At 75.1% G+C, this 12,787-nt stretch carries 12 protein-coding genes; 9 read left to right on the forward strand and 3 right to left on the reverse strand.

The annotated features are described in order from the left end of the window. Positions 1 to 21 precede the first annotated feature (21 nt). On the reverse strand, positions 22 to 1,386 hold the full coding sequence (locus EV376_RS17210) for a serine/threonine-protein kinase (RefSeq protein WP_130324487.1): 1,365 nt from the start codon (positions 1,384 to 1,386) through the stop codon (positions 22 to 24). Between the two features lie 539 nt (positions 1,387 to 1,925). On the opposite strand from EV376_RS17210, the gene EV376_RS17215 reads away from it, so the two are divergent. The 8 genes from EV376_RS17215 to EV376_RS17250 all read left to right on the forward strand — a co-directional run bounded on the left by EV376_RS17215 (position 1,926) and on the right by EV376_RS17250 (position 9,081). Next, complete coding sequence (locus EV376_RS17215) at positions 1,926 to 2,546, forward strand: RNA polymerase sigma factor (RefSeq protein WP_130324489.1); 621 nt, start codon at positions 1,926 to 1,928, stop codon at positions 2,544 to 2,546. A 16-nt stretch (positions 2,547 to 2,562) separates the two neighbouring features. After that, positions 2,563 to 3,408: a hypothetical protein gene (locus EV376_RS17220; RefSeq protein ID WP_130324491.1), complete on the forward strand. Its 846-nt coding sequence runs from the start codon at positions 2,563 to 2,565 to the stop codon at positions 3,406 to 3,408. A gap of 141 nt (positions 3,409 to 3,549) precedes the next feature. Continuing rightward, positions 3,550 to 4,785 carry an ergothioneine biosynthesis glutamate--cysteine ligase EgtA gene (egtA, locus tag EV376_RS17225; protein WP_130324493.1) on the forward strand — a complete coding sequence of 412 codons (1,236 nt, stop codon included), beginning with the start codon at positions 3,550 to 3,552 and terminating at the stop codon, positions 4,783 to 4,785. Continuing rightward, positions 4,782 to 6,119 (forward strand): ergothioneine biosynthesis protein EgtB, encoded by a 1,338-nt coding sequence (gene egtB, locus EV376_RS17230; RefSeq protein ID WP_130324495.1) that lies wholly within the window; start codon positions 4,782 to 4,784, stop codon positions 6,117 to 6,119. Before egtA ends, egtB begins: the two co-directional genes overlap by 4 nt. 10 nt (positions 6,120 to 6,129) lie before the next feature. Continuing rightward, a complete protein-coding gene (gene egtC / locus EV376_RS17235) occupies positions 6,130 to 6,876 on the forward strand; it encodes an ergothioneine biosynthesis protein EgtC (protein WP_130324497.1) in 747 nt (248 codons plus the stop codon). A gap of 36 nt (positions 6,877 to 6,912) precedes the next feature. Continuing rightward, positions 6,913 to 7,878, forward strand: coding sequence for an L-histidine N(alpha)-methyltransferase (egtD, locus tag EV376_RS17240; RefSeq protein ID WP_130324499.1), 966 nt, complete (start codon positions 6,913 to 6,915; stop codon positions 7,876 to 7,878). 217 nt (positions 7,879 to 8,095) lie between these two features. Then, the gene (locus tag EV376_RS17245) at positions 8,096 to 8,683 is read left to right on the forward strand and encodes a TMEM165/GDT1 family protein (protein ID WP_130324501.1); all 588 of its coding nucleotides are present in this window, start codon (positions 8,096 to 8,098) and stop codon (positions 8,681 to 8,683) included. 203 nt (positions 8,684 to 8,886) lie between these two features. Further along, on the forward strand, positions 8,887 to 9,081 hold the full coding sequence (locus EV376_RS17250; protein WP_130324503.1) for a hypothetical protein: 195 nt from the start codon (positions 8,887 to 8,889) through the stop codon (positions 9,079 to 9,081). Positions 9,082 to 9,172: 91 nt separating this feature from the next. Here the strand turns inward: EV376_RS17250 and nhaA are convergent, their stop codons facing one another. Then, a complete protein-coding gene (gene nhaA / locus EV376_RS17255; protein ID WP_130324505.1) occupies positions 9,173 to 10,483 on the reverse strand; it encodes a Na+/H+ antiporter NhaA in 1,311 nt (436 codons plus the stop codon). Positions 10,484 to 10,779: 296 nt separating this feature from the next. On the opposite strand from nhaA, the gene EV376_RS17265 reads away from it, so the two are divergent. Continuing rightward, on the forward strand, positions 10,780 to 12,243 hold the full coding sequence (locus EV376_RS17265) for a polysaccharide biosynthesis tyrosine autokinase (RefSeq protein ID WP_130324507.1): 1,464 nt from the start codon (positions 10,780 to 10,782) through the stop codon (positions 12,241 to 12,243). Here the strand turns inward: EV376_RS17265 and EV376_RS17270 are convergent. Then, the gene (locus EV376_RS17270; protein WP_130324509.1) at positions 12,224 to 12,775 is read right to left on the reverse strand and encodes an arsenate reductase/protein-tyrosine-phosphatase family protein; all 552 of its coding nucleotides are present in this window, start codon (positions 12,773 to 12,775) and stop codon (positions 12,224 to 12,226) included. The genes EV376_RS17265 and EV376_RS17270 overlap by 20 nt on opposite strands. Positions 12,776 to 12,787 lie beyond the last annotated feature (12 nt).

Genomic DNA, 12,787 nt, shown 5'->3' on the forward strand with positions numbered 1-12,787 from the left:
GGCGCCCGGGGGGCGCTGCGGTCAGGCGCCGCCGGGGATGTCGGAGCCGGTGCCTGGGCCGGTCGGTGGATCCTCGGGCGCGGTGGTGGGTGGCGTCCCGGGCTCCGTGGTGGTGGTGCCCGTGGGAGCCGCCGACGTCGGGGCCGGGCTGGTCGGCGAGGTGGACGGCTGCTCGCTCGGAGTCGGTGACCCGTCCGGCGTCACCGACGCCGACGGCGACGGGCGGCCAGTGGACCCGGCCGGCCGGTACGAGCGCTGCGGTGTGGGGCTGTCCTCCACCGGCAGTACCGGCACCGCCTCCGCACCGGTCGTGTCGTCGGCCGGCGTGCTGCTCGCCGGCGGCACGTTGACCGCCGGCGCTTCCGCCGCCCCGCTCATCGCGATCGCGGTGCCCAGACCGGCGACCGCCACCAACACGGCCGCGGCCGCCCCGACCAGCGGCCCGCGGCGGGCCCGGCCGGGCGCCTCGGCCATCGCGGCGTCGGTGCGCGTGGTCGGATCGGCGCCGCGCAGCGACCCCGGCGCGGCGGCTGCCACCATCGCGGTCGCCGCCGCCGGATCGGACACGGCGGCACGGGCCGCGGCGGCCATCGCCGCGCCGCTGCTGAACCGGGCCGCCGGATCCTTCGCCAGGGCCCGGCCGACCAGCGCCCGGACCGCCTCGGGAATGTCGTGCGGCAGCTCGGGCGGCTCGTCGTCGAGGTGCCGGACGGCGACCTGGAGGGGATTGTCGCCGGTGAACGGGGGACTGCCACTGAGGCAGCAGTACGCCACCGCGCCCAGCGCGTAGATGTCGGTGGCGCCCGAGACGGGCCGCCCGGCGGCCTGCTCCGGCGCCATGTAGAGCGCGGTGCCCGGCACGGCGTTGGTGCTCGTGATGCTGGTGACGTTTGTCGACCGGGCGACCCCGAAGTCGACCAGCACGACGCTGCCGTCCTCCTGCACCAGCAGGTTGCTCGGCTTGACGTCGCGGTGCACGATGCCGCGCCGGTGCGCGGCGTGCAGGGCCTGCGCGACCTGCGCCACGATCGACATCGTCTCGGCGACGTCGAGCCGGCCGGCGGCCTCGATCCGCCGGGACAGCGGTTCGCCCGTCACGAACTCCATGACCAGGTAGTCGGCGCGGCTGCCGTCGGCGAGCACGTCCGCACCGCTGTCGAAGACCTGCACGATGCCGGGGTGCCGCAGCGCGGCCATGATCCGGGCCTCAGCCCGGAAGCGGGCGATGAAGTCGGGGTCGGAGACCAGGGCCGGCAGCAGCACCTTGACCGCCACCGGCCGGCCCAGGACCAGGTCGGTGCCCCGCCAGACGTCGCCCATGCCGCCGGTGGCGACACGTTCGTCCAGGCGGTACCGCCCACTGAGCACGACACCCGAAGCCAACACGCCAATACCGTACCCAGGCCGGGCACGCGTGACGCGTCTCGACCGAGCCGCCGTCGGCCACCCGGCCGGTCAGCACGTGGCCCCCGGTGAGGACGCGGCTCCGATGTGGTGTGATGGACTGGCGACGGAGCGTGAAGCGACTCGCCTAGCTGTGTCGTAAGCTGGGCGAACACCCCGCCGGTTGGGGCCGGACGCGCGGGTAGCGTCGCCGACGCCGGCCACGTTACGGCGACACGCCGTCCGAACGGCTTGATAATTCTCACTCTTTTCTTGAGTACGGCCGACTTGTCCGATCGGCCCGGCGCTCCTACCGTTAGCCCGACTCGGGCCCGCGTGAGGCCGTCGGCGGTGACCGCCGGTGGCCGGGCCGTCCTGGTGGGGGCCAGGCGAAACGGTCGGGCCGGTGGGCCCCGGCGTGAGCAGGGCAGCGGGGGGCTGAGGGTGCGGGATCAGGTCCGGTGGACGGACCGGTTCGTGGTCACGCCCGACCGTGCCGGCGGGCGCCGGTCCGCTACGGCCACGGGACGGAAGCGGGCGGCGTGACGGGAGAGCTGAACGAGGCCGTCATCGCGGCGCAGGCCGGGGACGAGGAAGCCTTCCGCTTCCTCTACCGCAGCCTGCAGCCCGGCCTCCTGCGCTACCTGACCGCCCTGGTCGGCGCGGACGCCGAGGACGTCGCCTCCGAGACCTGGCTGCAGGTGGCCCGCGACCTGCCCGGCTTCGCCGGCGGGGAGTTCCGCGCCTGGACCGTCACCATCGCCCGGAACCGGGCGATGGACCATCTGCGCCGCCAGCGGCGACGCCCGTCGCTGCCCGTGCCGGTGCAGGCGTTGGCCGAGCTCGCCGGTGACGCCGACACCGCGGAGCGCGCCGGCGAGACCATCGGCACCGAGGCCGCCCTCGCGTTGATCGCCACCCTCCCGCCGCGGGAGGCGGAGGCGGTCCTGCTCCGGGCCGTGGTCGGGCTGGACGCCGAGACGGCGGGACGGGTGCTCGGGCGTCGCCCGGGTGCGGTCCGCACCGCCGCGCACCGCGGCCTGCGGCGGCTCGCCGCGCTGATGGAACGGCGTGCCACCGCCGGCACCGAGGGCACGACCCCACCCCGACCCCGCGAAGCGCGCCGCCGGGCGGCACCGCACGCCGAGCCGGCGGACGGTTGACGTGAGGGGATTCCGGATGATCTTCCGCCGCGCACGGCACGACGGTGCCGGGCTCGACCGGCTGCTGGACGCCACGACCGGTGCCCCACCGGCCGGGGCCGACCCGCTCGCCCGGCTGCTGTCCGCCGCGGCCGCGCCCGCCCGACCCGACGAACTCGCCGGGGAGGAGTCCGCACTCGCCGCCTTCCGCGCCGCCCGTGCCGCTCCGATCCGCGCCGCCGAACCCCCGCGCCGACGTCGGTCGCTGCGCGCCGGCGCCATGGCGTGGGCCGCCGGCATAACGGTCACCGCGACCGCCGGCGTCGCCTTCGCGGCGGCCGCCATCGACCGTCCGATCCTGCCGACCTCGCCGCGGCCGGTCACGCCCGCCCCGGTCACCAGCGACAGTGAACCCGCCGGCCCCGGCGGTGCCGCGACCTCCGGCGCGCCGAGCGCCGACCCGACCTCCGGCCGCCCGACGCCGACCACCGACGCGCCGACGACCGCCGGCCCGTCCCTGTCGCCCGGCGGGCCGGGCAAGCGGCTGGCGGGGCACTGCAAGGCGTACCTCGCGAAGTCGCCGGCCCAGCGGGAGAAGGCCCTCGACACGCCGGGCTTCGCCGACCTCCTGACCGCTGCCGGCGGTCGCGCCCAGGTCACCGGCTACTGCACCGATCTGGTCGGCGAACCCGCCCCCAAGAAGCCCAAGTCCGCGGGGTCCGCGGGGTCCGCGGGGTCCGGCGAGGGCACCGGCGGGAAGCCCCAGCCGGCGGGGTCCGCGGCGGCCGCCGCGGGCGCCGGCGCGAAGAAGTCCAGGTCGGTGCCGTCCGCGGCGGTCGCCGAGGGATCCGCCGCGACGAAGCCGCAGCCCGCGACCTCCTGAGGGCCGGTCGCGTTCGCGCCGGAGGCGCCGTGCCGATCTGCTAGACAGAAGGAAGGCCGGCCGGACGCGCCCGGCGATGTCGGTGGGTCGCGTTACGGTGGCACGGACCGGACGTCGGCTCGGCGAGGGGGGCGGAAACCTGTGGTGACGTCTCCGGAGGTGGACCGGGGCACGATCCTGACCTCCACCGCCGCCGCCGCGCGCCACCTCGCCCGGATCTGCTTCAAGACCGGCCCACCCCGGCACCTCGGGGTCGAGCTCGAATGGACGGTCCACGACGCCGTCCACCCCGCCCGCCCGGTCGAGGCCGACCGGCTGCGGGCCGCGCTGGGGCCGCACAGCCCCCGCACACTTGACCACGCGAGCCCCGCCCAGCAGCTCCGGCACGGCAGTTCCGTGACCGTCGAGCCGGGCGGGCAGGTGGAGATCTCCACCGCGCCACGCACCTCGATCGCCGCCCTCGTCGCCGCCGCCGACGCCGACCTGGCCCAGCTGACGGGCCTCCTGAGCAGCGCCGGCCTGCTCCTCGGCGATGGCGGCATCGACCCGCACCGCCCGCCGATCCCGGTCGTCGAGACTCCCCGCTACCAGGCGATGCGGCGCGTCTTCGACCGGCGCGGGCCGGCCGGTCGCACGATGATGTACAGCACCGCCGGCCTTCAGATCTGCCTGGACGCGGGCGAGCCGGACCAGTTGACCGACCGGTGGGCCGCGGCGCACGCCGTGGGCCCGTCCCTGCTCGCCGCCTTCGCCAACGCCGGCCGGCACGCCGGGCGGCCGACCGGCTGGGCGTCGGCCCGGATGGCGGCGTGGCTCGCCATCGACCCGGCCCGCACCCGGCCGGTGTGGACGCCGGAGCAGGGCGACGCGGACCCGGTCGCGGGCTGGACGGCGTACGCCCTCGCCGCGCCGCTGCTCTGCCTGCGTGGCGCCGGGCCGGACTGGACGCCCCCGGCCGGCGTCACCTTCGCCGACTGGCTCGCCGGCGCACTGCCCCGGCCGCCCACCACCGACGACCTCGACTACCACGTCAGCACGCTCTTCCCGCCGGTGCGGCCCCGTGGCTACCTGGAGCTGCGCTACCTCGACGCGCAGCCGGCGGGCTCCTGGTCCGTACCGGTGGCGGTGCTCGCCGCGCTGTTCGCCGAGCCGGCCACGACCCGGGCCGCGCGGGCGACAGCCGGCGCCCAGGCCCACCGGTGGACGGCCGCCGCGCGGTACGGCCTGCACGACCGCGGCCTCGCGGCGGCGGCGGCCGACCTGCTCGACCTGGCCCTGGCCGCACTGCCCCGGCTGGGGCTGCCGGCCGCGCTGCACGACGAGATCGACGAAGCCGTACGGCGGCGGCGCGACGCCGCCGGGAGGAGGCAGCCGTGACGGGAACGAGGACCGACCGGCCGGACGGGGAGGCACTGCGCAGCCGGATCGCCGCGGAACTGGACCGCACCCGGGCCCGCACCGCGGCGCTGACCGGAGCGGTCGACGACGTCGACCTGATGCGGCAGCACTCGCCGCTGATGTCGCCGCTGGTGTGGGATCTCGCCCACGTCGGCAACCAGGAGGAGCTGTGGCTGGTACGCGACGTCGGCGGCCGGCCGCCGGTCCGCCAGGACATCGACGACCTGTACGACGCCTTCAAGCAGCCCCGCCGGGACCGTCCCGCACTGCCCCTGCTGCCGCCGCCCGAGGCGCGCGCGTACGTGGCGACGGTGCGCGACAAGGTGTACGACCTGCTTGACCGGGTCGACTTCGGGGACCGGCCGCTGGTCGCCGACGGCTTCGCCTTCGGCATGATCGTCCAGCACGAGCAGCAGCACGACGAGACCATGCTCGCCACCCACCAGCTGCGGTCCGGGCCGGCGGTGCTGGACGCGCCGCCCCCGCCGGAGCCCCGGGCCCGGGTGGGCGGGGAGGTGCTGGTGCCGGCGGGCGAGTTCACCATGGGCACCGACACCGACCCGTGGGCGTTGGACAACGAGCGGCCCGCCCACCGGGTGCGGCTGCCGGCGTACGTCATCGACGCGGCGCCGGTCACCAACGGCGCGTACGCGGTGTTCATCGCCGACGGCGGTTACGACGATCCGCGCTGGTGGAGCGCGGCCGGCTGGGCGCACCGGCAGGAGGCGGGGCTGTCCGCCCCGATGCACTGGCGCCGCGACGGCGACGGCTGGGCGTACCGCCGCTTCGGCCGGTGGGCGCCGGTGCGCGACGACGAGCCGGTGGTGCACGTCTGCTGGTACGAGGCGCAGGCGTACGCGGCCTGGGCCGGCAAGCGGCTGCCGACCGAGGCGGAGTGGGAGAAGGCGGCCCGCTGGGACCCGGCGACCGGCCGGTCCCGCCGCTACCCGTGGGGCGACGGTGACCCGGGCGCCGAGCACGCCAACCTCGACCAGCGGCACCTGTGGCCGGCGCCGGTCGGCGCGTACCCGGCGGGCGCGTCGCCGCTCGGCGTCCACCAGCTCATCGGCGACGTGTGGGAGTGGACCTCGACCACCTTCCGCGGTCACCCCGGCTTCACGGCCTTCCCCTACCGGGAGTACTCCGAGGTCTTCTTCGGCGACGACTACCGGGTGCTGCGCGGCGGGTCGTTCGGCACCGACCGGGCCGCCTGCCGGGGCACGTTCCGCAACTGGGACTTCCCGATCCGGCGGCAGATCTTCAGCGGCTTCCGCTGTGCCCGGGACGCCACCCCGGAGGAGACGCACGCGTGAGGGTCGCCTGATGTGCCGCCACCTGGCGTACCTCGGTCCGCCGGTCACGCTGCGGGAGCTGCTGTTCGACCCACCGTGCTCGCTGGTGCGCCAGTCCTGGGCGCCGCGCGACATGCGCGGCGGCGGGACGATCAACGCGGACGGGTTCGGCGTCGGCTGGTACCCGGGCGACGGCGAGCCCGTCCGCTACCGGCGCGCCCAGCCGATCTGGAGCGACCCGACGATCGCGCAGCTGGCCGGCGTCACGTCCGCCGGCGCGGTTCTCGCGGCGGTGCGGTCCGCGACCGTGGGCATGGCGGTGCTCGACTCGGCCGCCGCGCCGTTCGCCGCGGGCCGCTGGCTGTTCAGCCACAACGGGGTGGTGCGGGGCTGGCCCGACAGCATGGTCCCGCTCGCCGGCGCGTTGCCGGTGCGCGACCTGCTCACCCTCGACGCGGCCACCGACTCGGCGCTGCTGTGGGCGCTGGTCCGGCACCGGCTGCGCGCCGGGATCAGGCCGTCCCGCGCGGTCGCCGAGACGGTGGTGGCGGTGGCCCGGGCCGCGCCCGGGTCGCGACTCAACGTGCTGCTCACCGACGGGCACACCGTGGTGGCGAGCGTCGCCGGGCACGCCCTGTCGGTCCGTACGACGCCGGCCTCGGTGCTGCTGGCGTCCGAGCCGCACGACGACGCGCCCGGCTGGCAGGCGGTGCCGGACGGGCAGCTGGTGGAGGCCACCGCGACCGGGGTGCGGATCCGTGCCCTGGCGGAGGTGTGACCACCGGTCCGTACACCTCGACCAGGAAGGGCAGACATGAGCGCGGAGCCGTTGGAGATCCACCTCGAGGAGCAGGACCTGGGACGCGAGCTGCGGGAGGACGTCCGCACCGGGCTGACCGCCGAGGAGAAGTGGCTGCCGCCGAAGTGGTTCTACGACGCCCGGGGCAGCCAGCTCTTCGAGGAGATCACCCGGCTTCCGGAGTACTACCCGACGCGGGCCGAACGCGCGGTGCTGGTCGAGCGGGCCGCCGAGATCGCGGCGGTGACCGGGGCCAAGACCCTGATCGAGCTGGGCTCGGGCTCCTCGGAGAAGACCCGGCTGCTGCTGGACGCGTTCACCCGCCACGGTGACCTGGGCACCTTCGTGCCGTTGGACGTGTCGGTGAGCGCCCTGCGGCAGTCCACCGCGCAGCTCGCCGCCGACTACCCGGGCCTGCGCGTACGCGGGATCGTCGGGGACTTCACCCGGCACCTCGACCGGCTGCCGGCCGGCGGGCGGCGGCTCGTGCTGTTCCTCGGCGGCACGATCGGCAACCTGCTGCCGGCCGAGCGGCGGGAGTTCCTCGCCGCGATGCGCGCCGTCCTGGAGCCGGGGGACTGGCTGCTCATCGGCACGGACCTGGTCAAGGATCCGGCGGTCGTCGTCCCGGCCTACGACGACGCGGCCGGGGTGACCGCCGAGTTCAACCGCAACGTGCTGCGCGTGATCAACCGGGAGCTGGACGCCGACTTCGATCCCGAGGGTTTCGACCACGTCGCGTGCTGGGATCCGGACCGGGAGTGGATCGAGATGCGGCTGCGCGCGCGGCGGCCGATGCGGGTCCGCGTCCTCGATCTCGACGTGGCCTTCGCCGCCGGGGAGGACCTGCGGACGGAGGTCTCGGCGAAGTTCCGGCCGGAGGGGATCGCGGGCGAGCTCGCGGCCGCCCGGTTCGCCGTCCAGGAGTTCTGGACGGACCCGGCCGGCCTGTTCGGCGTCACCCTCGCCCGGGCCGAGTAGGTGATCCGGCCCACCCGGTGCGTCGGCGGCCGTCGTTGATCAGCTAGGGTGGACGGCGCGAAGGGGAGTAGCCCCCAATGTCGTGGTCGACACACTGGTGCGTTCCGCACCCGGCCACGCGGCCCCGTTCCCGGGGCGGGCGAGACCTTCGACCCAGGCTGTACAGCCGGGTCGAGGGCGCCCTGTACCTCCTCCCGGCCCGATCCGGAAGGATGTCATGGAGGGTTTCCTCGTCGCGCTGGTGGTCAGCTTCGGCGTCATCTTCGTCGCCGAGCTGGGGGACAAGTCCCAGCTGATGGCGCTGACCTTCGCCACCCGCTTCAAGCCGCTGCCGGTGCTGATCGGCATCACGGTTGCCACGGCCGTCGTGCATCTGGCCTCGGTGGCGATCGGCCACGGTCTCGGGGCCGCGTTGCCCACCGAGTGGATCTCACTGCTGGCCGGTGTGGCCTTCCTCGGTTTCGGCGCCTGGACGCTGCGCGGCGACAAGCTCACCGAGGAGGAGCGGCGCAAGGCGGAGAGGTCCAGCAAGTCGGCGGTCGTCGCGGTCGGTGTCGCCTTCTTCCTCGCCGAGCTTGGCGACAAGACCATGCTGGCCACCATCACCCTGGCCACCCAGTACGGCTGGTTCGGCACCTGGATCGGCTCGACCATCGGCATGGTGGCCGCCGACGCCCTGGCCATTCTCGTGGGCCGGTTGCTCGGCCGGAAGCTGCCGGAGAAGGCCGTGAAGTACGGCGCCGCGATCCTGTTCGCGATCTGCGGGCTCTGGCTGATCCTGGAGGCGGTCAGCCAGCTCGCCTGACGCGCCGCGCGCCGTGACGCGCCGCGCGCCGCGCGCCCGGACCCGCCGGGTGCCGTGCGCGCCCGGACCGCCGCGCGGCGCGCCGTGACCGGCGGCGCGGCGCACCCGTGAGCCGGCCGGCGAGTATCCCCACCCCGCCCGGGAAGAACGATCACGACGCCGCCGCTGGGCGGCCGAAGCGGACGTTCCGGGAGGTTGACCCCATGAGCAGGCATGACGAGCCGAACGAGTACGGGTTCGCCGGTGGCGCCACGGCGCCCCAGCCGCCGCCGGGCGGCCGGGCGGACGAGCAGGACCGGGCGGAGGAGGTGGCGGTGCCCGGCGACGACCTCCTGGAGCCGGTCAGCGACGCCCTCGCCGACGAGGAGGAGCGCCGCCGCGCCGACGAGCGAGCGTGAGCACGGTGGCGGGCACCGCGGGCCAGGGCCCCCGGTGCCCGCCGTCGTGTCGTCCCCCGCGCGGCGGGCGCGGGATGGGGCGCCGGCCCGGTCAGCCGTCGCGGCGCTGGTAGACGTCGGGGATCCCGTCCCGGTCGGCGTCCACCCGCTCCGCCGCCGCGATCCGCCGGTAGGCGGCGTTGCGGCGGACCAGGACGGTCGAGGCGAGCAGCGCGGCGATCACCGAGCCGCTGAGCACCGCCGCCTTGACGTTGTCGTCGGCGGCGGTCCCGGTGCCGAAGGCGAGTTCGCCGATCAGCAGCGACACGGTGAAGCCGATGCCGGCCAGCAGGGCGACGCCGAGCAGGTCGGTCCAGGTGATGTCCTCGTCGAGCCGGGCGCGGGTGAACCGGGCCAGCAGGAACGTCGAGCCGAAGATGCCGAGCACCTTGCCGAGCACCAGACCGGCGGTGATGCCGACGACGATCGGGTCGGTGGCCACCGCGCCCAGGTCGGCGCCGCGCAGCGACACCCCGGCGGCGAAGAAGGCGAACACCGGGACGGCGAAGCCGGCGGACACCGGCCGCCACCGGTGTTCGAGGCGCTCGGCGAGGCCGTGCCGGTCACCGTCCCGGCCCCCCAGCACCGGGACGGTGAAGCCGAGCAGCACGCCGGCGATCGTGGCGTGCACGCCGGAGGAGTGCACCAGTGTCCAGGCCACGACGGCCAGTGGGATGAGGGCCCACCACCAGGTCCGGCGGCGCTGGACGAGCAGCCCGAAGAGCGCGATCGGCGCCAGCGCGCCGAGCAGCGGGAGAACGCTGAGGTCGTCGGTGTAGAAGACGGCGATGATCGTGATGGCGAGCAGGTCGTCGACCACGGCGAGGGTGAGCAGGAACGCCCGCAGGCCCTGGGGCAGGTGGGAACCGATGACGGCCAGCACCGCCAGCGCGAAGGCGATGTCGGTGGCGGTCGGGATGGCCCAGCCCCGCAGGTTCCCGCCACCCGCGGCGAGGTTGACGCCGAGGTAGATCAGCGCGGGCATCGCCATACCGCCGGCCGCCGCGATGACCGGCAGCGCGGCGCGGCGGGGGTCGCGCAGGTCACCGGCCACGAATTCGCGCTTGAGCTCCAGCCCGACCACGAAGAAGAAGATCGCCAGCAGGCCGTCCGCGGCCCAGGAGGCGAGGCTCAGGTCCAGGTGCAGCCCGGCGCCCCCGGGCCACGGCACCCATCTGGTCAACGCCGTGTACGTGTCGCCCCAGGGTGAGTTCGCCCAGATCAGCGCCAGGACCGCGCCGAGCAGCAGCAGGCCGCCGCCGACGGTCTCGGTCCGCAGCACATCGGCCAGGAAGCGGGCCTCCGGCCAGGAGGTACGCGAGAAGAGGCGGCGGGCGCGGCCCTGGCGGCTGCGGTCGGTCATGGGCGCGTTCCATCCCGGGGTTCGGAGCAGCAGGAATCGACTGCCGACCAGGCTTCCCGGCACACCGGTCTCCACCCTAACCAGGCGGATGACGCACGGCGAGCGGGAACGACGTGACCTCCCCCGCGCCATTCCGTTTGTCCGTTGGGGAAAACGTGCGCCTGTCTGATCGGTGAAATGACATAAGTCCGGACATAAGACGCATGAACCGCTTTAATGGTTTCACGCGATTAGTCGACCTTGGGGGTTTTCGTGAAGCAGATTGGCGTTACCGGCCTGGTTCGGAGGCCCGCCTGATGGACCTGTTCCGCCACCTCCGCCTCGTGCGCCGGCACTGGTGGATCGTTCTCGTCACGCTCATGGTCGCGCTGGGCGTCACCGCCCTGGTCACCGTCCGGGCCCAGCCCCGGTACGTCGCCTCGGTGACCTTCTTCGTCACCACGCCGAGCCAGGGGGTGACCGACGCCTACCAGGGCGGCCTCTTCCTCCAGCAGCGGGTGAAGTCGTACGCCGAACTGCTGACCAGCGACCGCCTGGCGCAGAGCGTGGTCGCCGACAACCAGGTCGGGCTCACCGCCGAGCAGGTGCAGAGTCGCGTCAGCACCTCCACCGAGAACGGCACCGTCCTGCTGCGCGCCTCGGTCACGGACACCGACCAGACCCGGGCGCTGCGCGTCACCGAGGCCCTGTCGGCGAAGTTCGTGGAGCTCGTGCAGAAGGTCGAGACCACGCCCGACGGCAAGGCCGGCCCGATCAAGATCGAGGTGGTCAGCGGGCCGGCGGTCAGCTCGACGCCGGTCTACCCGCAGCCGGTGCGCAACTTCGCCGTCGGGACGCTGCTCGGCCTGCTCGCCGGCGTCGGCCTGGCGATCCTGCGTGGGCTGGCCGACGTCCGGCTGCGGGACGCCGCCGGCCTCCAGCGCGTCACCGGCAGTCCGCTGCTCGGCGAGATCCCCTTCGAGGCCACCGCGAAGGCGTCGCCGCTGATCGTCGGCGAGGCGGCCTCGTCCGCCCGGGCCGAGGCGGTCCGCAAGCTGCGGACCAACCTGCGCTTCGTCGACGTGCACGAGCCCGCCCGGGTCATCGCGGTCACCAGCGCCCTGCAGGGGGAGGGCAAGACCACGCTCTCCTGCAACCTCGCCATCGCCCTCGCCGAGGCCGGCTGGCGGGTGCTGCTGGTCGACGCCGACCTGCGCCGCCCGAAGGTCGGCGACTACCTGGGACTGGACGACGGCGTCGGGCTCACCGACGTGCTCGTGGGCGACGTGCAGGTCGGCGACGTCGTCCAGCGGTGGGGGGACAAGTCGCTGCTGGTGCTGCCCAGCGGCTCGGCGCCGCCCAACCCGAGCGAACTGCTCGGTTCGAAGGCGATGGCGGACCTGCTGCTCGCGCTGCGCGAGTCGGCCGACATCGTCATCATCGACACCGCGCCGCTGCTCGCGGTCACCGACGGCGTGGTGGTGGCCGTCCAGGCCGACGGCGCGCTGCTGGTCACCCAGCAGGGCCGGACCTCCCGCTCGCAGGTGGCCACGGCCGCCCGGTCGCTGCACTCGGTCTCGGTGCGGATGCTGGGCTGCGTGCTGAACATGGCGAAGGTGCCGAAGGCCGAGGCGTACCAGTACGAGGCCTACCGGGTGGTCACCGCGGCCGAGCCGCCGGCCGTGCCGGCCGAGCGGATGTCGGCCCCACGGCACGCCGCCCCGGCCCAGACGGGCGTGGTCAGCGACCGTACGCAGGAACTCACCCGGCTGTCCCGATGAGCGCGGCGAGGGGTCGCAGCGACCGTTCGATCTCCTCGGCGCAGCGTCGGAAGTCGGCGGCACCGCCGCCGATCGGGTCCCGCAGGTCATCCGCGTCGGGGGCGGCTGGTTGCAGCCGCCCCCGGGCGCGGGCGGCGGCCGCCACCGCGGCCCGCAGCGAATCGTCCGCCGCCGGCGCCGGCTCGGCGGCGGCGGCGAGCCGGCCGAACTGGCGCAGCGTGAACGTCCGGTGCAGCACGGCCGGCGCGAGGGAGCTGCACAGCGAGCGCTGGCGCCGGGTCGCCGTCAGCACGAGCGTCGCGCCGACCAGGTGCTCCCGGAGCAGCCGGCGGCTGCGGAACCCGGCCGGGTCCGCGCCGGCCGAGGCGGCGATCTCCGCCGCGTACGGGTGCATGGCCAGGCCCGCCACGGCGTCGGTGCCGGCGCTGGACACCTCCACCGGCCGGCCGGCCAACAGCCGGCGGGCCAGGTACTCGGCCATCGGGGACCGGCACAGGTTGGCGTGGCAGACGAACAGCACCCGGTCGAGCATCGAAACCCCTCT

This window comes from Micromonospora sp. CNZ295 (genome assembly GCF_004217535.1).

Excerpts from the sequence above, each read along its gene's own strand:
- EV376_RS17220 (WP_130324491.1), top strand. The coding sequence starts at position 2,563 with ATGATCTTCCGCCGCGCACGGCACGACGGTGCCGGGCTCGACCGGCTG.
- egtC (WP_130324497.1), top strand. The coding sequence starts at position 6,130 with ATGTGCCGCCACCTGGCGTACCTCGGTCCGCCGGTCACGCTGCGGGAG.
- egtD (WP_130324499.1), top strand. The coding sequence starts at position 6,913 with ATGAGCGCGGAGCCGTTGGAGATCCACCTCGAGGAGCAGGACCTGGGA.
- EV376_RS17245 (WP_130324501.1), top strand. The coding sequence starts at position 8,096 with ATGGAGGGTTTCCTCGTCGCGCTGGTGGTCAGCTTCGGCGTCATCTTC.
- EV376_RS17250 (WP_130324503.1), top strand. The coding sequence starts at position 8,887 with ATGAGCAGGCATGACGAGCCGAACGAGTACGGGTTCGCCGGTGGCGCC.
- nhaA (WP_130324505.1), bottom strand. The coding sequence starts at position 10,483 with ATGACCGACCGCAGCCGCCAGGGCCGCGCCCGCCGCCTCTTCTCGCGT.
- EV376_RS17265 (WP_130324507.1), top strand. The coding sequence starts at position 10,780 with ATGGACCTGTTCCGCCACCTCCGCCTCGTGCGCCGGCACTGGTGGATC.
- EV376_RS17270 (WP_130324509.1), bottom strand. The coding sequence starts at position 12,775 with ATGCTCGACCGGGTGCTGTTCGTCTGCCACGCCAACCTGTGCCGGTCC.